The sequence below is a fragment of the Brachybacterium tyrofermentans genome (assembly GCF_039526165.1).
In the GTDB taxonomy this organism is placed as follows: domain Bacteria; phylum Actinomycetota; class Actinomycetes; order Actinomycetales; family Dermabacteraceae; genus Brachybacterium; species Brachybacterium tyrofermentans.
Window position 1 is genome coordinate 54,391 of the sequence record NZ_BAAAIR010000044.1, and the last position, 21,990, is coordinate 76,380.

Below are 21,990 nucleotides of genomic sequence, written 5' to 3' on the forward strand. Positions count from 1 at the left end.
CGCTTGTCCGCCACCTGGCCGGCTCCCTCCTCGCCTGCTCGGCGATGCCTGTCGGATGAGGGGCTCCGCCCGCATCGGTCAGGGGCCGACGCGGCCTTCGCACCCGCTGTGTGCGCGATGATCCTACCCCGGGGTCACGGGCAACCAGCGGCAACTCCACGGGGGTGCGGTGGGGTGCGCAGCGTGCGAGCACGAGACGCGAGGCGCCGGGCGAAAAGCGCGATGCGAGATCCGCGAGGCATGAGCACGGGCACGGGCACGGGCACGAACACGGTCAGCCGCGCATGCCGTACTCCTCGTCGAGCCGCGTCGTCACGAGATACCGGGTGTCCTCGACGTGCACGGAGGTCGCGGCGTCCTCGGTGAAGAGCTCGGGCACGGCGAGCAGTCCGGTGAGGTCGGCGTCGTAGGGCTGGACCATCTCTCCCTTCGAGGTGTCCAGCACGACCAGCGTGCCCTCCTCGGGTCGCTGCGCATAGGCGAGCCGCTCCCCCGCAGTGAGGAACACGAGCTCCTCGGGATCCTCGTGCCGCCAGGCCTCGGTGCCGTCCTCCTCGAGACCGCGGACCAGTCGCCCGGAGGCCACGACCGTGACGTCCAGGCCGTGATCGTAGGCCGCGGCGGAGACGTCCTCGGCGAGGAGGCGACCCTCGGCGAGGTCCACGAGGACTCCGGAGTGCGCACCGTCGACGAGCACCGCCCGCTGCCTGGAATCGTCGACCGGCCCGGCGACCCGCACGGTCGAGGCGTCCACCCCCTCGGGGAGATCGAGCCGCCAGCGATCGGAGCCGTCGGTTCCGTCCGCCCCGTCCGCCCCGTCCGCCCCGTCCGCTCCGTCGGCCCCGTCGGCCCCGTCCCCACTGTCATGCGCCACCAGCTCGGCTCCTTCGGTATGGAGCACGAGGCCGCTGTGCTCGGCGAGGAGGCGGCCCTCGTCGAGCGCGTCGTCCGTCAGGAGCACCTCCCCCGTACCGGCGGACAACGCGATGCGCGCACCGTCGTCGCTCTCCGGGGCCGCGGAGAAGATCAGGCCCGGGGCGACCAGCGGCCCCGGCACCGCCACCGGGCCCCAGAGCGTCTCGGCGGTGCGCAGGTCGTAGCCGGTCGCGGTCGTCATCGGGTCCGCGCCCCCATCGGCCGCCCGGTCCGTGAGGACGGCGACAGCCCGACCGTCGGCATCCCGGGACAGGGCGAAGCCGGTGCAGCTGAGCGGCCGCTGCGCGGACCACAGGGCGGTGCCGTCCTGGTCGAGCGCGGTGAAGCGGAGCCGATCCCCGCCGTCAGCGCCGCCAACGCCGTTCGCGCCGTCCTCGCCGTCAGCGCCGCCTGCATCGTCCCCGCCCTCTTCGTAGCCGAGGAAGATCCCGTCCAGCACCTGGGGCATCGCCGTCCACCCGGGGTCCACCACGATCATCACGCCCATCTCGAGCGGGAGGCGCACCGTGGTGGGGTCGACGGGGTCCGCGAACTCCCCGATGAGGGTCGGCTCCGGATCCACGGCGATGTCCGGGCGGCCGTCGGACTCCGTGCCCGCGCCGGAGCCCGGCAGGTCCTCCGGAGGGGCCGGGGCGTTCGGGTCGCACGAGCCGAGAGCGACCGCACCCAGCGGGAGGGCCAGGAGGAGGCTGCGGCGCCTCATCGTCGGCCCCCTGCCTGCGTGCGGCGACGGCGGTCGGCCCGCCACCACAGCACCAGGGCGAGGGCACCGAGCGCGAGGATCACGATGATCTGAAGGCCCGTGCCGGACAGCGCCGCAGTGCTCTCCTGCCACCGGGCCAGGACGGCCGTCGGGATCAGAGAGGGCATAGTGACCAGTCCGTTCGTCGCCCAGAACAGGATCCCGACGGCGATGATCACCGCGCCGGTGAGAACGGTGGTGGTGTGCAGGGTGCGGCCCAGCACGGTGAACGATCGACCTCGCAGCACCCGACGGGCTCGGGGTCCCACACGCTCCCAGAGCGCCGCGAGCACCATCAGGGGAACGACCATGCCCGCGCCGTAGACGGCCAGCAGCACGGCCGCCAGGGGGATGCTCCCCTGCCCCATGGCCAGCGTGAGCACGGCTCCGAGGATCGGTCCGGCACAGAATCCGGCCACTCCACCGACGGCGCCCAGCAGGAAGGTGCGCGGCAGGCCGGCGCCGCGCAGGGACGCCTGCTGCGCGCGGTCCGCTCCCGGCAGGATCCGCGCGAGGTCGATGCCGAACCCGAGCGCATGCATCGCGCCGAGCACGATCAGCACCAGCGACGTCGCGGCGATGAGCGCCGAGCGGTGCGCGACGAACAGGGTGCCCAGTGCTCCGGCGCCGACGCCGAGCGGGACGAGCGTCAGCACGAGCCCCAGGTAGAACACCGCTCCGTGCAGGAGGAGCCCGGCGCGCGTGGTCACCGTCGAGGCGAAGAACCCGGGCAGCAGGAGGGCTCCGCACGGGCTGAGCAGGGCGAGGGCCCCGCCGAGGAATGCCGAGAGCAGACCGATCTCCATGTCAGGCGTCCGCCTCCTCGAGGGCCTCGTCGATCTGGTCGGTGAACACCTCGGTGGGCTGTGCGCCGACGCTCGGAGTGCCTCCGATGACGAACGACGGGGTCGTCATGGCGCCCAGCTCGATGCCGCGGGCGGCGTTGTCGACGATGGTGCTCCCGACCTGCTCGGACTGCATGTCCTCCGCGAACTGCACGGGATCCAGCCCCAGGTCGTCGGCGAGCTCGATCAGCGCCTCGCCGCTGAGCTGTGAGGACGATCGGATCTCGCCCCCGTCGAAGAGCGCCTGCTGATAGTCGGCGTGTCGTCCCTGCATGGCCGCGGCGAGGGCCGCGCGGGCGGCGCGCACGGAGTCCTCGCCGTAGACGTTCACGTCGCGCCATTCGATGCGCAGCTCTCCGCGCTCGACGTAGTCCTGCAGGGCGGGCAGGGTGTCGTGCGTCCAGCGGGCGCAGTAGGGGCACTGGTAGTCGGTGAAGACGACCAGCACGACGGGTGCGTCGACCGGTCCGTCGGCGAGGAGGTCCTCGGGGTCCCGTGACTCCGCGTCGCTGAGGTCCGGCACGGCGACCTCGGAGGGAGGCGGGAGGTCCGAGACGTCGACGGAGGATCCGGCCGTGCTGACGGTGTCGCCGCCGCCCTGCTCGCCACCCGGCCGGAGCCAGAGGACAGCCGCGATGAGCAGCGCGACGACCACGATGATCACGGCGGGGACCAGGAACCGGCGGCGCGGGGGAAGCTGCCGACCCGTGCCGGGTTCGGACTCGGACGAGTTCGCTCCGGTCATGTCGCCTCCGCTCCTGCTCGCCGGGCCCCCACGAGCGAGGGGTCCGGTCCCCCGCCACTGTGCCAGACCCGCAGGACTGCCGCCCTCAGCCGGCCCCTCCGAGCTCGACGAGCAGCACCCCGGCGACGATCAATCCCATTCCGGCCATCATCACCGGGGTGAGGGCCTCCCGGAACAGCAGTCGGGAGAGCAGGGCGGTCAGCACGATCCCGGCCGCGGCCCAGACCCCATACGCCACACCGAGCGGCATGCCCGCCTGCAGCGACCCGGACAGCAGAGCGAAGGCGATGGCGTATCCGACGATGACCAGGGCGTACCAGGATCGTCGGCCGCCCGCGGCGGCCCTCAGCGCGAGCGTCGAGACCACTTCGCTCACCACCGCGCCGCTCAGCAGCAGCCAGCTCATGCGTCCTCCCTCCGTCGCGCGGGCTCCGCTGCGCCGAGGGCATCCGGGGCGTGGGGAGCGTCGGCGGCAACGGAGCCGTCGGAGCCGTCGGAGCGAGCATCGACGGTTCCGCGGGCGCGGTGGGAGCCGATCTCGACCACCGCCACACCGGCCGCGATCAGCACGATGCCGCTGGCCTTCAGCACGGTGAACGCCTCGCCGAACAGCAGGGCGGAGAGGATGGCCGTGAGCACCACGCCGCACGCGGCCCAGATGCCGTAGGCGACTCCCAGACCCATCCCCCGGCGCAGCACCAGCGCGAGGAAGCCGAAGGAGAGCGCGTAGCCGGCGACGACCACCACGTAGAGCGCGGAATGGTCGAGGGCGCCGCGCAGCGAGAGGGTGGCGGTGACCTCGCTGAGAATCGCGCCGATCAGCAGGAGCCAGGCACTCATATGTCGCCTCCCAGCAGGTCCACGGCGATCTTCCGCAGCGTGACGGCCTCCTCTGCGGAGGTCTCGAGCAAGCCGCTGGCACGGTCGAACCAGAGGCCGTCGGCCAGGAGGCGCACGGCGAGCAGGCGCCTCCGGAGGCCGACGGACGTTCCCGCGGGAACGTCGAGCCAGCGATCCACCTGCTCCTGCCAGCGCTGGGTGAGCGCGACCCGCAGCTTCGGATCCGCGAAGATCACGAGGTCGGCGGAGCTCAGCGAGGCCCGGCCGGCCCACTCGAGGTAGGCCAGGAAGCGCTGCGGCGCGGTCGCCTCGGCGAAGACGGCGTCGTGGGTGCCGGCACCAGCACCGGCCTGGGCGTCGACAGGACGTCCCTCCTCGGGGGCACCGTCCGACGGGCTTCGGTCGATGGAGCCGAGCACGGCCCCCGCCGGAGGGCGCCCAGCGGGCGCCCTCTCCACCAGCGTCGACACCGCCTCCGCCATCTCCTGCTCGTAGCGGGCGGCGAGGCGGTCGAGGATGGCTGTGAGCAGCTGCTCCTTCGTCGCGAAGTGGTACATCAGCCCGGGCTTGGTGACGCCGGCCGCGCGGGCGGCGGAGTCCAGGCTCAGCGTGCCGTCGGCCCCGAGATGCGCCTCGGCGGCGTCGAGCATCGCGTCGCGGGCGGAGGGTCGGTGCGCGGGGCGAACCGACGTCGCGGAGGCCATCGGGTCGGACGGAGAAGGCATGCTTGTTACTTTACCTGTTGGCTAGGTGAGCGGCGCACGCCGCGGAGACGATCTGCACACCCTCATCGACGACCTGGGAGCAGGGCCGGTCAGGGACCTCGATCTTCTCGACTCCGCCGCCCATCGGCCGGCAACGACCCTGTGGGGGCGCGAGGCCTGCCCATCCATAGATCTGCAGGCCGCCGTGGCCCTCTCCCGCTGGCGGCGACCCGGCCTCCGCAGCGCTACTCCCCCCCGGCGGGGGCCCAGCGGGCGATCTGGGCGGCGAGGTGACCGGCGCCGTAGCCGTTGTCGATGTTCACCACGCCGATGCCGGGGGCGCAGGCCGAGAGCATGGTGAGCGCCGCGGTGACGCCGCCGTGCGCGACGCCGTAGCCCACCGACGTGGGCAGGGCGACCACGGGCGCGCTGATCTGGCCGGCGACCACGGTGGGCAGTGCGCCGTCCATGCCGGCGGCGACCACCACGCAGGCCGCCTCGCGCAGCTCGGGGAGGCGGGTGAGCAGGCGGTGCAGACCGGCGATGCCGATGTCGGCGATAAGCCTCGTGGGCCGGCCCAGGTAGCGGGCGGTCAGCTCGGCCTCGCGGGCCACGGGCAGGTCGCTGGTCCCGGCGCAGGCCACGATGACCAGGCCTCCCGTCGGCTCCGGGGCCTCGGCGGGCCAGGCGAGCAGGCGGGCGTCCGCATCGTGGAAGGCACCCGGCAGGGCGGCGAGGGCCGCCTCGGCGCGGGCCGGATCGGCACGCGTGAACAGCACCGGCCCGAGGTCCTCCCACCCGGCCGCGGCCAGCCGGGCGTACTCCTCGGCGATCGAGGCCACCTGGTCCACGCTCTTGGCGTCGCACAGCACGGCCTCGGGGGCGCCGCGCCGACGGGTCCGGTCCAGGTCGAGCTCGAGGACGCCCTCGATCTGCCCGTCGGCCGCTCCACCGTCCGGAACGGGACGCCCGTCCGGTCCCGGAGCGCTCTCAGCCACGGCTGCTGGAGTTGAGGATCTGCAGGGAGAACAGGCCCGAGCGGATGCCGTCGAGGTCGATGGTGACGTGCGAGAAGCCCGTCTCCTTGCCGGCGGCGACAAGGGCGGCGCGGATCTGCGGCTCCATGGCGCGTGCAAGCTCGTCGGTGGGCAGTTCGATGCGCCCCACCTCGCCGTGATGGCGCACCCGGCAGTCGCTGAAGCCCTGCTCGTACACGGCGTCCTCGAGATCGTCGATCTGGCGCAGCTTCTCGGGGGTGACGCTCTGCCCGAAGGGGACCCGGGAGGCCAGGCACGGCGCGGCGGGCTTGTCGGCGACGGGCAGCGAGAGGGCCCTGGCGATGCTGCGCACCTGCTGCTTGGTGACGCCGACGGTCGACAGGGGCCGCAGCACCTGGTGGCGGGTGGCGGCGCCGGCGCCGGGACGGTCGTGCCGGGTGGCGTCGTCGGCGTTCTCCCCGTAGGCGACGGCGTCGAGCTGGTGGGCGCCGACGATCTCGTCCCCGATGCGGGTGAACAGCTCGTTCTTGCAGTGGAAGCAGCGAGTGCCGTCGTTCTTCTGGTAGTCGGGGTTCTCGCCCTCGTGGGTGTGGACCTCGACCACGTCGGCGCCGATCACGGCGGCGACCTCGTGGGCGAGGCGGCGTTCCCGACGGGCGAGGGACGGGGAGACGCCCAGCAGCGCCACCACGTTCTCGGCGCCGAGCGCGCGGACGGCCAGGGCCAGGAGGGTCGCGGAGTCGACGCCGCCGGAGTAGGCGACGCCGAGGCGCTGGACGCCCTCGAGCTGCGCGGAGACCTCGTCGGCGAGCGCGAGCTCCTCTCCGCCGAGCGCCGCGACGGTCATCTCGGTGACCTCGAAGGAGGGGCGCCCGGGGGTGAACAGCGATGCGGTTCGCGTGGAGGGGTCGGCAGCCGGTGGGGAGTCCGGGGCCGACGGGGTGGTCGCAAGGGTGAGGTGGCCGGTGCGGCGGTCGGTGGTGGTCACAGGTCCTGCTCCTCTCCACCGTCACGTTCCGTGGCCAGGCGGAAGAGCACTTCGCCGGCGTGGTCGATGACGAGGGTGTCGGGGTCGGCCCGCAGCGCCTCGAGGTCGAGGGAGGCGGGGTCGATGTAGGGCACGTTGTACTCGGCGCACACCTCGGGCGGGATGGAGGTCGCGAAGGAGCGCTTGACGCGCTGCTTCTCCTCGCCGGTCGCGGGATCGTAGGTGCCCAGCCCGGTGACGTGCGTGGAATGGGCGAGCTCGCCCCAAGGGTGGTCCTTGAACCGGTCCCACTGCTTCGTGAAGTACTCGATGTTGTGATAGCCGATGTCGCGCAGGCCCGGGTGCATGGCGGCGACCTCGGTGATGTGCGGGGCGTAGAGGATGACCTCGCCGCCGTCGGCGCACACGGGCTCGGATTTGTAGAAGCCCTTGGCGCCGGTCCAGATGTCCTCGTACATCTCCGGGACCAGCGCGACGATCCGCTGGTAGGGCTTGTCGACGTACGTGATGTGCGTGAGCGCGGAGATCTTCGCGCAGGCGGCCCAGGCGGCCTGGGGATCGCCGTAGGCGATCGCGCCGAGGTCCGCTCCGCCCTCCTTGACGTCCATGGTGAGGCAGTATTTCTCGGCATCGATGAGGTCGCTCGCGGCGTCGACGAGCTGGCGCACCGGGGTGATGCCGAGAGCGCCGATGATGCGGCTGGCGGTGATGAGCGCACCCACCCAGTGGGAGATGTCGATGACGTCGTGCACCGAGCAGCCGGGGAAGAAGTACTTGTTGCCACCGGAGAAGCCCACGACCTCGTGCGGGAACACGGGGCCGACGATGAGGTTCACGTCGCTCTCGACGCACAGTCTGTTGATCTGCACGCGCATGGGGACGTCGGTGAGGAGCCCACCGGTGAGCTCGCCGATGCGCTCGGCGGAGATCTCGCCGAGGTCGGCGATCTGCTCCGGGTCGTCCCAGGCGTGGTTGACGACGGTCCATTCGGGATAGGCGGCCTTCGCGCCGCGCTCGGTGGAGCCCAGGAGCTTGTCGATCGCCTCCTCGCTCATCGCGGCATGGGTGCCCAGCGCGATCAGCACGGTCACCGAGGAGGCGCGGCCGGCGAGCGCGTCATGGATGGCGGGCAGCACCTTGGGCAGCGGCACGGAGCGGGTGCCGTCGGGGATGACCAGGCAGACGCTCTTGCCGTCGTAGTCGGTGCCCGCGAGCTGCTCGGCGACGAAGTCCCGGATCTGTTCGTCGGTCAGCGTGCCCTCCGGGCCGCCGAGCAGGGCGGCGCGTTCCGCGAGACCCTCGGGGATCGGCTGGATGGTCGGCACCGTTGCAGTCTGCTCGCTCATCGCTCCATGATGCGACGCCTGAGCAGGGAACGCCAAGGATGGGCTGGCTGTTGCCACCGGGGCGGTGTCCCGCGCTCGCTCCTCACCGTCGCAGACCCTCCGGCCGCTGCGTGCCGCGTCGCACTCCCACCGGGCCGGTGAGCATGCGCGGACTCCTCGACGGTCGCCCTGCCTGCGGTCTAGGCGAGCTCGGACAGCAGTGCGCGGACGCGGGCATCGATGTCGTCGCGCACGAGACGCATCCGCTCCATGCCTTCGATGCCGCGTTCGGAAGGCTCGTCGGTCTGCCAGGTGAGGATCGGTGCCGTCATCCCGTCGACAGGTTCGACGACGGCTTCACTGCCGACGACGACCACCCGATCAGCGCTGCGCAGCAGTTCTGCGGTGACCGGCTTCGGGGTCGCGCCGGACATGTCGGCACCGGCTTCGGCGATGGCGTCGGCCGACTGCGCGTTGAGCTTCGTGCCGGGCAGAGTTCCCGCCGAGTGCACCTCGACGGCCTCGCCGGCGTGATGGCGCATGAGGGCCGCCGCCATCTGCGACTTTCCGCCGTTCTTCACGCAGATGAACAGAACTGTCGGAGGGTCGGTGGTCATCAGGAGCTCCTGTGCGAGGCGGTCAGCGGGCCGGGACGGTGGCATCGTTCGGGAAGAGCCGCTTCCCCAGCCACAGAGAGACATAGACCAGAGCGACGAGCACCGGGACTTCGATCAGGGGGCCGACGACTCCTGCCAGCGCCTGCCCGGAGGTGACGCCGAACGTGCCGATGGCGACGGCGATGGCGAGCTCGAAGTTGTTGCCCGCGGCGGTGAAGGCCACGGTGGTCGACTTCGCGTAGTTCAGCCCGACCCCGCGCGCGAGGAACAGTGAGCCCAGGAACATGAGAGTGAAATACAGCAGCAGTGGCAGTGCGATGCGCGCGACGTCCAGGGGGCTGGTAGTGATCGCTTCGCCCTGGAGCGCGAACAGCAGCACGATGGTGAACAGCAGCCCGTACAGGGCCCACGGACCGACCTCGGGCAAGAACCGTCCCTCGTACCAGGTGCGGCCCTTGACCCTTTCACCGATCAGGCGGGTGAGGAACCCGGCTACGAGCGGTATGCCCAGGAACACCAGCACGCTGATCACGATGGTGCCGATCGAGAACTCCGCTGAGGCCGTCGGCAGTCCCAGCCAGGACGGCAGGACTTGCAGGTAGAACCAGCCCAGCGCCCCGAATGCGAGAACCTGGAACACGGAGTTGAGCGCCACGAGCACAGCGGCCGCCTCACGGTCGCCACAGGCCAGGTCGTTCCAGACGAACACCATCGCGATGCACCGCGCGAGCCCGACGATGATCAAGCCCGTGCGGTATTCCGGCAGGTCCGCCAGGAAGAGCCAGGCAAGGGAGAACATCAGTGCTGGGCCGACGATCCAGTTCAGCGCCAGCGACGTGACCAGCAGACGCCGGTCCGCGCCGATCCGACGGGTCTCGTCGTAACGGACCTTCGCCAGCACCGGATACATCATCACCAGCAGCCCGATCGCGATCGGCACCGAGATCCCGCCGATCTTCACCGACTCCAGCGCAGCGTTCAGGCCAGGAACGAACCGCCCCAGCAGCAGCCCGACGGCCATGGCGAGCAGGATCCACAGCGCCAACCACCGGTCCGTGAAGGACATCTCCCTCATCACCGGAGCGGAAGGCTCCACCGCAGCCGCCTTGGTACTCACGAGGTCCAGAACTCCCTTGCATCGATGGTTGTCGATGCGAACGGTACGCAGACACATTGATGTTCGTCAATGTAAGGTGGGGGCATGACTGCGAGTTCAGCAACGGGCCACGCCCCGTCGGCAGCCGGCGGCCAGGGGTGCTGCTCACTCTCGACCGGCCCCCTCGAGATCGCAAGCGCCGAGCGCCTCGCCGCACTCCTCAAAGCCCTGTCCGATCCCACTCGCCTGCGGCTGCTCTCCCACATCGCCAGCCAAGGCTGCGAGACGGTCTGCGCCTGCGATCTCACGAAGGAGCTCGGCATCAGCCAGCCCACCGTCAGCCACCACACGAAGAAGCTCGTCGACGCCGGACTGCTGACTCGAGAACAACGTGGACGCTGGGCCTACTACTCGGTGATCCCCACCGCCTTCGCCGAACTGCAGGCCTTCCTCGACCTCACCTGAATGACTGCGTCGCGACGTGGGCATTCACGAGATGGGCGATACTCGGAGCACTTCGAGGAGAGGTCGTGCGGGCATGAGTGACGAAGCCGATTCCGGATCCGAGGTCTCCACGGTGGTGCGCCAGCGCATCCGGGGGCTGCGGCAGGCGCGCGGGTGGAGCCTGGAGGCTCTCGCGGGGCGCTGCCAGCTGAGCGCGTCGACCTTGAGCCGCATCGAGACCGGCCATCGCAGCATCGGTCTGGAGCAGCTGGCACCCTTGGCCCGAGCGCTGGAGACGACGATCGATCAGCTGGTCGCCTCGGATCAGGACGACGACGTGGTCATCCGCCCGATTCCCCACGAAGAACCGGGCCTGACCATGTGGGCTCTCTCGCGGGACTCCCCGCAGCACGGCGGGTCCCTGGTCGCCAAGATGCGGATCACCAGCCAGCGGCGGCACGGGCCCGGCAGCCTGGCCGTCCATCCTGGCCGGGAGTGGTTCATGGTCCTCTCCGGCGTCGCGCTGCTGCATCTGGGAGAGCGGCGGATCACCGTGGAAGCCGGCCAGGCCGCCGAGTTCAGCACGATGACCCCGCACTCCATCGGCACCCTCGAGGGGACGGTCGAGATCCTGACCATGTTCGATGCGGACGGCGAGCAGGCCCATCGACGGTCCACCCGCTCCGAGGCATAGATCCGCCCCGTCCACCAGTTTTTGCGGTTACCGCAAGAGTCATTGCGGGCCATGGGATGTCTCGACATTCTGGGTGCATGCACCCAGAATCTTTTGACCCCCACCAGACAGCCTCCGAGGGCCACGGCGACCCCACCGCGTCCCTCCCTCCCGCCGAAACCGTCCGACCAGACGACGGCCCGACCTATGACGTGGCAGTGATCGGCGGTGGCACCGCGGGCCTGAGCGCCGCGGTGGCCCTCTCGCGCTTCCGACGCTCCGTCGTCGTGATCGACGACGGCACGCCGCGCAATGCACCTGCCGGCCACATCCACAACCTGCTGAGCCGCGATGGCGTCTCACCCGAGGAGCTCTACCGTCTCGGCCGGGACGAGGTGGACGGCTTCGGAGGCGAGTTCGTGAGGGGGACGGTCGACGCGGTCCGCGGCGAGCTGGGCGCGTTCACCCTGGACGTGGCCGACGAACGGCTCACTGCCGGTCGCGTGATCGTGGCGACCGGTGGCTGGGATGAGCTCCCGCAGCTGCCGGGCCTGGCGGAGAGGTGGGGCAAGGACGTGATCCACTGCGGCTTCTGCCACGGCTACGAAGTGCGGGACCAGCGGGTGGGCGTGCTCGCCACCAGCCCCATGGCAGCCCACCAGGCCATGATGTTCCGCCTGCTCAGCCCGCACGTGACCCTGCTGGCGCACACCACCGCGCCGAGCGCCGAACAGCACGAGGATCTCGCTCGTCGGGGAATCGCCGTCGCCTCAGGGACCGTCACGGAGGTGCTGAGCGAGAGCGATCGCCTCAGCGGTGTCGTGCTCGAGGACGGAACGCGCATCGAGCTGGACGCTCTGGTCGTGGCGCCCGTCGTGCATGCTCGCGCTGACTTCCTCGCGCCCCTGGGACTGCAGCCCACCGAGTTCGCCGTGGACGGCCACACCATGGCGACGCAGATCGAGACCGGGCCGAGCGGATCCACTGACGTGCCGGGCGTGCGGACCGCCGGAAACGCCAGCGAGCCCATGGGCCAAGTGGTCAACGCTGCAGCCAGCGGCCTTGCCGCGGCCTCCGCGATGGTCGGCGAGTTCGTGCTCGCGGGGGCGAGCGCCCGATGAGGACGACCACGCCCCACCAGCACTCACCTCATGCGCACGGCCCGACGGCCCACCCTCATGCCGATGCGATCCAGGCGCAGGTGCTCGATCTGGACGCGAAGGTCATGGCCGACCAGGTCGATGCGGTGATCGAGTGGATGCCTGTGCGCAGCGCTCCGACACGGATCGTCGACCTCGGCGCCGGGACCGGTGCCGGCACCTTCGCGCTGCTGCACGCGTTCCCCGACGCCGTCGCGACTGCTGTCGACTCCTCCGCGGAGCACCTCGAGCTCCTCCGCGACCGTGCACGCCGTGACGGACTCGACGACCGCATCCGGACCCTGCAGGTCGATCTCGACGCGGCCGACTGGCCCGATCTGGGCAGGCCCGATCTCGTCTGGGCTTCGGCGTCGATGCATCACCTCGCCGACCCGGACCGCGCCCTTCGCACCGTCCGAGACGCTCTCGGCGACAAGGGTCTGTTCGTCGTCCTCGAACTCTCCGGACTCCCCAGATTCCTCTCGCCGGACACGCCTGAGGGCCGTCCCGGCCTGGAGGAACGCTGCCACGCCGCCCTCGAGCCGTCGACCTCCGCCCGCATGCCTCATCGGGGCTCGGACTGGGCGCCGAAGCTCACTGCCGCCGGCTTGGAGGTCGCTGCCCACCTGGCTTTGGACGTCGCCATCGACAGCACCGAGAACGAGGCGATCGGGCCCTACGCCCTCGCCGCGCTCACAGGACTCCGCCGAGCGGGCGCGGAGCTCCTGCCCGCCGAGGACCTCGCTGCTCTCGATGAGCTCCTGGACACCACGAGCCCGCACAGCATCCTGTCCCGATCCGACCTCACCCTGCGCACCACGCGACTCGTCTGGGCCGCTCGCAGACCTGACACACCGGACGCCGACGAGGCTGACGATCCGTTCTCCCCCGCTGCGGAGGCGGCGAACTGCGAACGGGTGCTCGGGAGCAGGCGGCACGGCCTCGACAGCACCGTCTGAATCGTCCGCCTGCGCCGCACCGTCCGGGCGGCGCGCCAGGAAGTCCGCCGGGTGACAGCGAACTGTGCGGCACACCAGGGAAGGACCCGCTCCGACTGGTCGTCATCGAAGATCGGACGGCGGCTCAGAGCGGCGGTCTCGGGCAGACCGTCATCCTGCAGCGGGCTGCACTGCCAGATCTCCCCGGACGGAGGCTCACGCCGAAGGCCTGGGTGACCTCTGATAGCGCGCCTGAAGGCGAGACCAGGCAGCTGGCCAGCCGATGCTGCCCGCACAAGCAGGTGTCCCACCCCGGCCCAGATCTGCGAGGTTGAGCGCAGCTGCAGCGCCTCCCGGTCGGTGCAGATCAAACTGTGTACGCACTACGTCACCTCGGGATCGGGACCCGGCGAGGCTCCGCGTCGGCAATAGCGCTGGCCAACGACTGGTCCGGGCTGAATACTGCAAGGATGGTCCCTGCCGATCCGATTCGACGCGCTCCACAACCCCTCGCCGTTCTCCTGGCCGGCCTCACGGGCTCCGGGAAGACAACCGTCGCCACCGCTCTCACCGAACTGGGTTTCCAGCGGCTTTCCGTCGACGAAGAAGTGTTCCGTCTCCATGGACGCTACGGAATCGACTACCCGGAGGACACATACTTCGAGCGAGAGCAACCTGTCGTCGACGCCGTCCGCAGGGAATTCACGACTCTCCTGCACGACGGCATGAGCATCGTGCTGGATTACGGCCTCTGGACGCGGGCCGAGCGGACTCGATGGCGCGACATCGCGCGCGGCTCCGGAGGAATACCAGTCCTGATCTACCTGCCCGTGGAACGCGATGAGCTCTTGGCACGGCTCACGCTCCGCAATCACCGCTCTGACGCCAATTCCCTCACGGTGACCGAGAGCGCACTCGATGACTTCATCGACCGATTCGAACCTCCGCAGGACGACGAGCCGCTCCTGGAGTACAGCAACGACCTGGAGTCGCTGGGTTCACGAATCCTGTCCGTCCAGGCGGACCCTCAGACTGCGACGATCCGATGAACTGCGCGCGGGGGCGCCCTGGCCACGGCTCGCCATCCGCGCTGTCGCACGCAAGGATGGGCCCATGCCCGCTCCCCTGCCCCAAGCCGTCCACGATGATGTGCTTGCGGTGGCTGAGAGGAGTCACAGGTCATCCCGCTGGTCCAGGCTGCTGGGGTGCCGACTCCGGACCTCGTCGGCTACGACCAGGTCACGTCACACATGCCGTTCGGCCGGTGAGGCGAGAACTTCCGGGGCGACATCATCGCGGCCGCCACGATCGACCTGCTCGCCACCATGCCGCCCCGACAGTACGGACGTTGCCCTGGGCGACCCGGTCGGCTCGGGCTGCTAGTGCCAGAGCCAGCGGAGTGCGTCGGGAAGGAGAACACCGCCGTGGTTGGGACTATGCCCCCCGTCGCCGACCACCACGCGCGAGTCGTACCCCGCACGAGACAAGGCCGCCGCCGTCTCCAGGTTCTCCGCGAACCAGTTCATCTCGCGCCGGCCCCAACCGAGGTCCCGCTGTGCTGCGTGGAGGAAGACGCGAATCGGCCGATCGACCCCCTGGGCGAGCTGCCGCGGGTAGGGATTGCCGTCGGGCATCTGGGCGAAGCTCGCATTGAACGTGATGACCTTACGGAAGACGTCCGGCCTCTGCCAAGCGGCGGTGAAGGCGGCGTCACCGCCGGAGCTGCCTCCGCAGATGCCCCGCCCGGACGGGTCATCCGCCAGTGAGTGCATCTCCGCGACCCGCGGGAGCACCTCGGTGGCGAGGAAATCGCCATAGCGGCCGTCGTCCGCGTCGTACTCGACGTTGCGGTTCTTCGGATTCTCCGCGTCGGGGAAGACACCCGGGTCGACGAAGACGCCCACCAGAGGCGGCACGTCCCCGCTGTCGGCCAGGTTGTCGAGCACGGTCCCGCCGCGTACGTCCCCGTCCGGATCGAGATACCACCAACCGTCGTTGAAGACCATCACCGCCGCCGGAACAGTGGAGTCGTGGCCCCCGGGCGTATGCACCCAGACACGGCGGGTCGTTCCTGGGTAGGCCCGGGGGTCGACGATCTCGAAGGACCGGGTCTCCCCTGGTGCTCGGGTCCGCGGCACGGAGAACGGGCCGTACTCGTAGCGGACACCGTCGTCCGGATCAGGAAGGGGCCGGTAGGGCTCACAGTGCGTCACGGAAAGACCCTAGGCCCTGCGCACGGAGGCGCCCAGCGATTTTTGTGCACGGGAGGGGGCACCGGCGTCCGACGAACAATGGCCGTGGCCGACGACCTCGGACACTCAGGCTCGCCCTGTCACTCCGAGGGGACGGACCGACTGAAGCGCCTGCACACGTAGACCCGCGAGAACCGAGCGCGGAGGTCAGACTCGTCCTCAAGCCTCGCATGGCAGAAGGCCGCCAGCGGGGCAGAGAGCCGGTCCGGGCTGGTCCAGCCATCGTCCGAGTCCTCGCAGGTCTTGTAGACGTGGAGGTAGTGCTCCGATTCCACGAAGCCCTGGGCGTGGTACGAACCCAGTGCGGGCTCGTCCTCGCGGGTCCACGCGTCCACGGTGGTCACGGTGCTGGGCAGCTCGCGCCGCGCGTGCGTGAGCAGTGCTGCGGCGATTCCTTCGCCCTGGTTGTCCGGGTGCACAGCCACAGTGTCGATCGTTGCCAGATCATCCTCGATCTCGACGTCCAGGATGCCGACGACGGTGTCACCGCACCTCGCCACGAGCTGCACGGCGGGGCTCGCCGGGCGCTGCGTCCACACATCGTCGTAGTAGCAGGTGCTCAGGAAGGACAGGGCTCGACATCGCAGCCAGCTGGTTTCGTCAGTCGGCTCGTAGCTGCGGATCGTGAAGGACATAGATCTCCTGCGGATCGGGGTCATGGACTCGGAACCTCACGCGAAGAGCATGCGACGAGGGTATGCGCTCATCTCCTACGGGTCAGACCTTTTCCGGCACGGTGCAGACGCGACACCTCAAGAGGCAGAATCGAGTGATGACCCCAGAGCGCTGCGTGTTCCATTCCCGCACCACGCACAACGCCGACGCAGACGAGCTGCACCCTCTCAGTGCGCTCGAGCGGACGGACCCTCGTGCCTTCGCCGCCGCGATCGCCAAGTACGACGACACGCCAGAACGCCGACGGCTCCGGGAGACGTGGATCCCGGTTCTCGAGGCGACGTGGACCGGGGTGGTCTTCCTGTCCCCGATCCAGCCGCACGCGATCCGGGAAGCGTGGCGCGCCATCGCAGGGGTGGAGCTGCCCGCGCAGGAGTTCTGGGCGATCCCTGTCGACGACCTCGGCCCCGCGGTTGTCTTCGACCGGCATCTGAGCAGCACGGGCGATCCGATCGATCCGCAGGAGATCGAGGTCCTCGACGTCGCCGCCTACCGCTCCCGGGACGAGACTACGCCGCGAAATGCTCGGTGGATCGACCAGCTCGCGAGAGCGGGCAAGCGCGGGGCCTGGTTCAACGGGACACCGCACATCCTCACGAAGGGTCCCGTTCCGCTCCACTCCGCCGAAGTGATCGACTGGCGGGCGCCGTAAACGCTCTCCGACCCTGGGCAGGAGCGCGTCAGCACACGCCGCCAGTCGCGCCCTGACCGATACGGGATCTCGACTTCATCGGCAGTCTTCGCACAGCTCGTTCAGATCGGGCTGGTACTGCGCGATCAGGCCTTCCGAACACGCGGGAAACGACATCGACGAGCGCGGCGAGTATCACTGTGCCTGGTTGGACGCCTATCGCAACGAGGCGGATCGCCACGCGCACCTCTTCCGCGTTGGGTCGCATCCCGCTGGGTTCGCGCTCATCCGGCGCGGCGAGCCGACGATGGTGGCGGAGTGCTCGCGGACCGACGGACCGGCGACAGCGGTGGAGCTCGGATGCGGTATCGGTGTCGAGGCACGCTTCCTGGCCGAGAGCGGCTTCACCGTGCACACCGTCGACGGGGACGCGAGCGTCGAGCGCCCCATGGCGGCGCTCTCTGCGCAGCTGCCGATCCATCACACGAGCGTCGACCTCGCTCAGCTGCGAGAGCTGCCTCCGGCGGATCTGCTCCTGTCCTGCGCCACTCTCCCGTTCGTCCCCCAGCCCGCCTTCGGCGCTCTCTGGTCGAGGATGCGCGCGGCGCTCCGCCCCTGCGGGATCCTGGCGGTCGATCTCTTCGGCGACCGTGACGGCTGGGCGGGTACCGTCGGCACTTACCTCAGCCATGGCGACGTGGAGGGGCTCCTCGACGGACTCGAGATCCTCGAGCTCACCGAGGACGAACGCGACGGCCGCTCCTTCAGCGGCCCCAAGCACTGGCACACCTTTCGCGTGATCGCCCGTCGGCCCTGAGCAGAGAGCTCATTCAGACCCCTCGGTCTGCCGAGGCTCGACGATGGCAGTCAGAGTCGGCGAGCGGCGGCAGCTGTCGCCGTCGTGCCCTGTACTTCGGAACCCTCTGCCGCGAGGACGGCGTCGAGCAGGCCCGGGAAGCGTTCCGCCAGCTCCTCATCGCGCAGGCAGTTGAGGATGGCGGTGCCGCGGTAGCGCTGCGAGATGATGCCGGCCTCCCGGAGCACCCGAAAATGATGGGTCGACGTCGACTTCGTGACCGGCAGGTCGAAGGCGATGCAGGCCTGATCGTCATGCCCGCCCGCGAGCTGACTGACGATCACCCGGCGGATCGGGTCCGCCAGCGCGGAGAGCACCTGATCGAGGGCGATCTCCTGGACGTCGGGGTGAGGGAGTGAGCGCACCGTCGCCTCCTGGTCTCTCGGAACAACCTCCATAGTACTATTCTTCTCGTAGTACGGTGATCCTCGTACTATCCGACGACCTCTGGAGATCCCTCCTGTGACGACCCTGTTCAGCCCCATCCGGCTCCGCGACCTCGAGATGCCCAACCGGGCTTGGATGTCTCCCATGTGCACCTACAGCGCGGATCCCTCGCCGTCGGCGGCCGGGCGCCCCACCGACTTCCACCTCGCCCACTACTCGGCCCGAGCCGCCGGTGGCGCCGGACTGGTCATGGTCGAGGCGACGGGCGTGGCCCCCGAAGGCCGCATCTCGCCCTTCGACCTAGGCATCTGGGACGACTCGCAGACCCCCGACTTCGCGCGCATCGCCTCGGCGATCCGCACACAGGGAGCGGTGGCGGGTATCCAGCTCGCGCACGCCGGCCGCAAAGCATCCACGGGCCGCCCGTGGGAGGGCGGCGACTGGCTGAGCACCGAGGAGTACGGATGGATGCCGTACGGCGCCAGCCCGGTCGCCTTCCCCGGCGGCCCGGTCCCGCACGAGATGAGCCGTGAGGATATCGCGGCCGTCGTAGCCTCGTTCGCCGAGGCGGCCCGCCGCGCCCTCGAGGCCGGCTTCCAGGTGGCCGAGGTGCATGCCGCGCATGGCTACCTGCTGCACTCCTTCCTCTCCCCCATCGCCAACCAGCGCACCGACGAGTACGGCGGCGATCTCGCCGGCCGCGCCCGGCTCGCGCTCGAGGTGATCGACGCCGTCCGCGCGGTCTGGCCGCAGGACGCGCCCGTCTTCCTGCGCATCTCCACGACCGACTGGGTCGAGGAGAACCCCGAGGACTCCCGGGAGAGCTGGACCTACGAGCAGTCCGCCCAGCTGACCGCCTGGGCCGGCGAGCACGGCGTGGACCTGGTCGACGCCTCCTCCGGAGGGACCGACATCGTGCCGATCCCGCATGAGGAGGACTATCAGACGCGCTACGCGGCACGCCTGCGCACGGACACGACGGTCCCCGTCGCCGCGGTCGGCCGGGTGAAGGACGTCCGCCGTGCCGCCGAGCTGCTCAGCAACGGTGAGGCCGACGCGGTGTTCGTCGGCCGCGAGATGCTTCGCGACCCGTCCTGGGCCAATCACGCGTCCCGCGAGCTCGGGGAGGCTCCCCGATTCCTCGAGCAGTACGCGTACGCGCTGTAGCCAGTACGCGTACGCGCTGTAGCGCGTGAATCCGGCGCGCCCGTCGGCCGCCTGACCCACACGTGGAACGAGCCCGGTGAGCACCGCTCGCCGGGCTCGACACGCGGCTACGCTCTGCCCATGCAGACCCCACCGATCCGCGTCCGTGATGCGACGAGCGATGATGTCGAAGCACTGACCTGCCTCGCGGTTCAGGTGCAGACGCTCCATGCCGAGGGGCGCCCGGATCTCTTCCGCCCGGCCGTCGAGAGTGCGCTGCGCGACTTCCTGGTCGCCCGCCTCGCGGACGACGCGATCCTCCTCATTGCGGGCGATCATGAAGGGAAGGCCCTCGGATACCTGCTGGCGGAGGTGGTCTCGCGGCCCGATTCGCCCTTCCTCCTCGCCCACAGGTCTGTGTACGTGCATCACATCGCGGTCGATGAGGACGCTCGCCGTCAGCACGTCGGCACGCTCCTCATGGAGGAGATCACCCACAGGGCGCGGCAGGCATCCGCCGACACCGTGCGCCTGGACTCATGGTCCTTCAACGAGCAGGCTCACCGCTTCTTCGAGGATCAGGGGTTCCTGGAATCGCGCGTCATCTTCGAGCGGCCGGCCGGCACGTCGGGCTGACGCAGAAGAGGGCAGGCCCGATGCGGCGCCTGCACCCGCCTGCGACCCCAGAGGGGCGGACCTCATCGACCGATACGGCGCCCTCCTGTTCCGCATGATGCTCGGCACCGGGAAGCGTGCGCTCCCAGACACCTGTGCACTCAGGGAGCGCAGTCGATGCAGGTGGTGACCTCGGGGCGAACGGCCAGCCGGGCCGGAGCGATCAGGTTCCCGCAGGATCGGCACACGCCGTCCTCCCCACGTGCCCGGCGCTCCGTCGCGTCGTCGATCCCGGCGAGCGCTTCGAGGCGTGCGAGCCGCAGGCCCTCCAGGCGGGACCACTGCTCCGACAGCGGCACCCCGTCGGGGTCGTGCTCGTCATCGTCCGCCGCACCCTCACGCGAGCGCCTCAAGGCAGCAAGTTCGCGTTCGACGTCCTGCAGCTGCATCTGCATCTCATGGCGCCTGGAGGCGAGCTGCCCGGCCCGGTCGCGCGGGGTGCCGGCCCCTTCTGGTGGATCGTCCATCGATCCAGTGTGCCCGGTCGCCCACGGAGCACTCATCACTGGAGAGGTCCCGCGCTGAGCGGCCGCCCGCTCTCCGCACAGCACACGCATCAGCCCCATGATCCTCGGCCCGCCACGGAGAGCAAAGTTCGTCGTGTCGTACTTACTACTTTGCTTCGCCGTAGTTCTGCGTGCTACAACTAGATCTAGGGCCCCAGCCCTTCCATGTCACTACATCTAGTGCCGCCCGGCGATCGAGAGGATCTCCGAAGATGTCACTCCCATGGCGCCACGACAGCGGCGCGAGTGCTGCGACGGAGTCCGTCGCTCCCGAGACGCCCGACCTCGTGCACTTCTCGAGCGTTTCGGAGAACACGCACCGGTTCGTCGAACGGCTCCAACGCCCGTCGGCGCGGATACCCCTGCGGCCCCGGATCGAAGGTTCGCTGCACGTGAACCGCCCCTATGTCCTGGTCGTCCCGACCTACGGCGGCGGCACCCTATCGGGAGCCGTCCCCAAGCAGGTCATCCGCTTCCTCAACGACCCCTCCAATCGCCGTCTGCTGCGCGGGGTGATCGCCGCTGGCAACACGAACTTCGGCGCTGACTACTGCTTGGCCGGCCCGGTGATCTCCGCGAAATGCCAGGTGCCGGTGCTGTACCGCTTCGAGCTGCTCGGCACGCCACAGGACGTGGCGCGCGTCGACGACGGCCTGGACCAGTTCTGGGAACTATCCGCAGCGACGGACGTCCCCGCGTGAACCGCGCCGCACCACACCCAATTCCCTCCACCCTCACCGACGAAGGACACCGATGACCGCCCCGACCGCTGCCGTCGCTCTCACCGAGCGCTCCGTCACTCCACCCTCCTACCGCCACGACCCCTCCGTCCGACTGCGCCCGATCAACTGGAATCGCGTGACCGACGAGAAGGATCTCGAGGTGTGGAACCGGCTGACCGCGAACTTCTGGCTGCCCGAGAAGGTGCCGCTGTCCAACGATCTCCAGGCGTGGAGGAGGCTGGGAGAGGAGGAGCGCACCCTGACGATGCGCGTGTTCACCGGGCTCACGATGCTCGATACGGTCCAGGCCACCGTCGGAGAGGTCTGCCAGATCCAGGACGCCCGCACCGAGCACGAAGAGGCCGTCTACACGAACATCGCCTTCATGCAGTCCGTGCACGCCCGTTCGTACTCGTCCGTGTTCTCCACGCTGACCAGCACTCCGGAGATCGACAGCGCCTACCGGTGGGCTGTCGACAACGACCTGCTGCAGGAACGGTGCAAGAAGGTGCTGAGGCACTACTACGGGGACGATCCGCTCAAGCGCAAGGTGTCCTCGACGCTGCTGTCCTCGCTGCTGCTCTACGCCGGCTTCTACCTGCCACTGCACTTCTCCGTCCGTGCCACCCTGACGAACACCGCCGACATGATCAGGTTGATCCTGCGGGACAAGGCCGTGCACGGGTACTACTCCGGCTACAAGTACCAGCGGGGCCTCGAACACCACGACGACGCGACGCGCGAGCACATGCGGAAGTTCACCTACTCGCTGCTCGAGGAGCTCTACGAGCTCGAGCTGCAGTACTCCGGCGAGCTGTACGAACCACTCGGGCTGATGGACGACGTCGCCGCCTTCGTCCGCTACAACGCGAACAAGGCGCTCATGAACCTCGGCTATCCAGCGCGCTTCCCCGCCGAGGAGACCCAGGTGAACCCCGAGATCATCGCCGCCCTGTCCCCTGGCGCCGACGAGAACCATGACTTCTTCAGCGGATCCGGCTCGTCCTACGTCATCGGCACGGCAGAGAACACCAGCGACGAGGACTGGGACTTCTGAAGCGTCGGCGCGCTGGACGGGGCGGTCGTCGCGGTCGGCCCCCAGGCCGACGG

Annotated in this window: 26 protein-coding genes; 11 read left to right on the forward strand and 15 right to left on the reverse strand. The window is 69.7% G+C overall.

The features are described from left to right. Positions 1 to 274 precede the first annotated feature (274 nt). The 11 genes from ABD093_RS13205 to arsB form a co-directional block, all read right to left on the reverse strand. On the reverse strand, positions 275 to 1,639 hold the full coding sequence (locus ABD093_RS13205) for a hypothetical protein (protein WP_343875319.1): 1,365 nt from the start codon (positions 1,637 to 1,639) through the stop codon (positions 275 to 277). After that, a complete protein-coding gene (locus ABD093_RS13210) occupies positions 1,636 to 2,484 on the reverse strand; it encodes a cytochrome c biogenesis CcdA family protein (RefSeq protein WP_096164751.1) in 849 nt (282 codons plus the stop codon). Before ABD093_RS13210 ends, ABD093_RS13205 begins: the two co-directional genes overlap by 4 nt. A 1-nt stretch (position 2,485) precedes the next feature. Continuing rightward, positions 2,486 to 3,268, reverse strand: coding sequence for a DsbA family protein (locus ABD093_RS13215; RefSeq protein ID WP_343925072.1), 783 nt, complete (start codon positions 3,266 to 3,268; stop codon positions 2,486 to 2,488). A gap of 85 nt (positions 3,269 to 3,353) precedes the next feature. Then, positions 3,354 to 3,674 (reverse strand): DMT family transporter, encoded by a 321-nt coding sequence (locus tag ABD093_RS13220; protein WP_114359216.1) that lies wholly within the window; start codon positions 3,672 to 3,674, stop codon positions 3,354 to 3,356. Then, positions 3,671 to 4,108 carry a DMT family transporter gene (locus tag ABD093_RS13225; protein WP_343925075.1) on the reverse strand — a complete coding sequence of 146 codons (438 nt, stop codon included), beginning with the start codon at positions 4,106 to 4,108 and terminating at the stop codon, positions 3,671 to 3,673. Before ABD093_RS13225 ends, ABD093_RS13220 begins: the two co-directional genes overlap by 4 nt. Continuing rightward, positions 4,105 to 4,833: a TetR/AcrR family transcriptional regulator gene (locus ABD093_RS13230; RefSeq protein WP_343925077.1), complete on the reverse strand. Its 729-nt coding sequence runs from the start codon at positions 4,831 to 4,833 to the stop codon at positions 4,105 to 4,107. Before ABD093_RS13230 ends, ABD093_RS13225 begins: the two co-directional genes overlap by 4 nt. A gap of 224 nt (positions 4,834 to 5,057) precedes the next feature. Next, positions 5,058 to 5,810: a nickel pincer cofactor biosynthesis protein LarB gene (larB, locus tag ABD093_RS13235; RefSeq protein WP_343925079.1), complete on the reverse strand. Its 753-nt coding sequence runs from the start codon at positions 5,808 to 5,810 to the stop codon at positions 5,058 to 5,060. Further along, positions 5,803 to 6,657 (reverse strand): ATP-dependent sacrificial sulfur transferase LarE, encoded by an 855-nt coding sequence (gene larE / locus ABD093_RS13240; protein ID WP_343925206.1) that lies wholly within the window; start codon positions 6,655 to 6,657, stop codon positions 5,803 to 5,805. Before larE ends, larB begins: the two co-directional genes overlap by 8 nt. Before the next feature lie 137 nt (positions 6,658 to 6,794). After that, the gene (locus ABD093_RS13245) at positions 6,795 to 8,144 is read right to left on the reverse strand and encodes a lactate racemase domain-containing protein (protein WP_343925081.1); all 1,350 of its coding nucleotides are present in this window, start codon (positions 8,142 to 8,144) and stop codon (positions 6,795 to 6,797) included. Between the two features lie 179 nt (positions 8,145 to 8,323). After that, positions 8,324 to 8,740: an arsenate-mycothiol transferase ArsC gene (locus ABD093_RS13250; protein WP_114304888.1), complete on the reverse strand. Its 417-nt coding sequence runs from the start codon at positions 8,738 to 8,740 to the stop codon at positions 8,324 to 8,326. Between the two features lie 22 nt (positions 8,741 to 8,762). After that, complete coding sequence (gene arsB, locus ABD093_RS13255; protein WP_096197938.1) at positions 8,763 to 9,815, reverse strand: ACR3 family arsenite efflux transporter; 1,053 nt, start codon at positions 9,813 to 9,815, stop codon at positions 8,763 to 8,765. 126 nt (positions 9,816 to 9,941) lie between these two features. Between arsB and ABD093_RS13260 the strand changes: the two genes are divergently transcribed. The 5 genes from ABD093_RS13260 (at position 9,942) to ABD093_RS13280 (ending at position 14,079) form a co-directional block, all read left to right on the forward strand. Continuing rightward, on the forward strand, positions 9,942 to 10,301 hold the full coding sequence (locus tag ABD093_RS13260; RefSeq protein ID WP_343925083.1) for an ArsR/SmtB family transcription factor: 360 nt from the start codon (positions 9,942 to 9,944) through the stop codon (positions 10,299 to 10,301). A 73-nt stretch (positions 10,302 to 10,374) separates the two neighbouring features. Then, positions 10,375 to 10,974, forward strand: coding sequence for a helix-turn-helix transcriptional regulator (locus ABD093_RS13265; protein ID WP_096164767.1), 600 nt, complete (start codon positions 10,375 to 10,377; stop codon positions 10,972 to 10,974). 77 nt (positions 10,975 to 11,051) lie between these two features. Next, the gene (locus tag ABD093_RS13270; RefSeq protein ID WP_096164769.1) at positions 11,052 to 12,074 is read left to right on the forward strand and encodes an NAD(P)/FAD-dependent oxidoreductase; all 1,023 of its coding nucleotides are present in this window, start codon (positions 11,052 to 11,054) and stop codon (positions 12,072 to 12,074) included. Beyond that, the gene (locus ABD093_RS13275; RefSeq protein ID WP_343925085.1) at positions 12,071 to 13,051 is read left to right on the forward strand and encodes a methyltransferase; all 981 of its coding nucleotides are present in this window, start codon (positions 12,071 to 12,073) and stop codon (positions 13,049 to 13,051) included. Before ABD093_RS13270 ends, ABD093_RS13275 begins: the two co-directional genes overlap by 4 nt. A gap of 449 nt (positions 13,052 to 13,500) precedes the next feature. After that, positions 13,501 to 14,079, forward strand: a complete 579-nt coding sequence (locus ABD093_RS13280; RefSeq protein WP_114304891.1) for a P-loop nucleotide/nucleoside kinase family protein — start codon at positions 13,501 to 13,503, stop codon at positions 14,077 to 14,079. Between the two features lie 330 nt (positions 14,080 to 14,409). On the opposite strand, the gene ABD093_RS13285 is transcribed toward ABD093_RS13280, so the two are convergent. After that, the gene (locus tag ABD093_RS13285; protein WP_114304892.1) at positions 14,410 to 15,243 is read right to left on the reverse strand and encodes an alpha/beta hydrolase; all 834 of its coding nucleotides are present in this window, start codon (positions 15,241 to 15,243) and stop codon (positions 14,410 to 14,412) included. 119 nt (positions 15,244 to 15,362) lie between these two features. After that, positions 15,363 to 15,917 (reverse strand): GNAT family N-acetyltransferase, encoded by a 555-nt coding sequence (locus tag ABD093_RS13290; protein WP_114304893.1) that lies wholly within the window; start codon positions 15,915 to 15,917, stop codon positions 15,363 to 15,365. A gap of 137 nt (positions 15,918 to 16,054) precedes the next feature. On the opposite strand from ABD093_RS13290, the gene ABD093_RS13295 reads away from it, so the two are divergent. Together ABD093_RS13295 and ABD093_RS13300 are read left to right on the forward strand one after the other, a co-directional pair. Then, positions 16,055 to 16,609: a hypothetical protein gene (locus ABD093_RS13295; RefSeq protein ID WP_343925088.1), complete on the forward strand. Its 555-nt coding sequence runs from the start codon at positions 16,055 to 16,057 to the stop codon at positions 16,607 to 16,609. A 187-nt stretch (positions 16,610 to 16,796) separates the two neighbouring features. Next, on the forward strand, positions 16,797 to 17,405 hold the full coding sequence (locus tag ABD093_RS13300) for a class I SAM-dependent methyltransferase (RefSeq protein ID WP_343925090.1): 609 nt from the start codon (positions 16,797 to 16,799) through the stop codon (positions 17,403 to 17,405). A 50-nt stretch (positions 17,406 to 17,455) separates the two neighbouring features. Here ABD093_RS13300 and ABD093_RS13305 read toward each other — a convergent pair whose 3' ends face one another. Further along, positions 17,456 to 17,809: an ArsR/SmtB family transcription factor gene (locus ABD093_RS13305; RefSeq protein WP_245857406.1), complete on the reverse strand. Its 354-nt coding sequence runs from the start codon at positions 17,807 to 17,809 to the stop codon at positions 17,456 to 17,458. Positions 17,810 to 17,906: 97 nt separating this feature from the next. On the opposite strand from ABD093_RS13305, the gene ABD093_RS13310 reads away from it, so the two are divergent. Together ABD093_RS13310 and ABD093_RS13315 are read left to right on the forward strand one after the other, a co-directional pair. Next, positions 17,907 to 18,998, forward strand: a complete 1,092-nt coding sequence (locus tag ABD093_RS13310) for an NADH:flavin oxidoreductase/NADH oxidase (RefSeq protein WP_114311328.1) — start codon at positions 17,907 to 17,909, stop codon at positions 18,996 to 18,998. A 120-nt stretch (positions 18,999 to 19,118) separates the two neighbouring features. Further along, complete coding sequence (locus tag ABD093_RS13315) at positions 19,119 to 19,613, forward strand: GNAT family N-acetyltransferase (protein ID WP_114328665.1); 495 nt, start codon at positions 19,119 to 19,121, stop codon at positions 19,611 to 19,613. A 140-nt stretch (positions 19,614 to 19,753) separates the two neighbouring features. On the opposite strand, the gene ABD093_RS13320 is transcribed toward ABD093_RS13315, so the two are convergent. After that, positions 19,754 to 20,119: a TraR/DksA family transcriptional regulator gene (locus tag ABD093_RS13320; protein WP_343925092.1), complete on the reverse strand. Its 366-nt coding sequence runs from the start codon at positions 20,117 to 20,119 to the stop codon at positions 19,754 to 19,756. Between the two features lie 251 nt (positions 20,120 to 20,370). On the opposite strand from ABD093_RS13320, the gene nrdI reads away from it, so the two are divergent. Further along, a complete protein-coding gene (nrdI, locus tag ABD093_RS13325; protein ID WP_343925094.1) occupies positions 20,371 to 20,859 on the forward strand; it encodes a class Ib ribonucleoside-diphosphate reductase assembly flavoprotein NrdI in 489 nt (162 codons plus the stop codon). Positions 20,860 to 20,911: 52 nt separating this feature from the next. Then, positions 20,912 to 21,937 (forward strand): class 1b ribonucleoside-diphosphate reductase subunit beta, encoded by a 1,026-nt coding sequence (nrdF, locus tag ABD093_RS13330; protein ID WP_343925096.1) that lies wholly within the window; start codon positions 20,912 to 20,914, stop codon positions 21,935 to 21,937. Positions 21,938 to 21,990 lie beyond the last annotated feature (53 nt).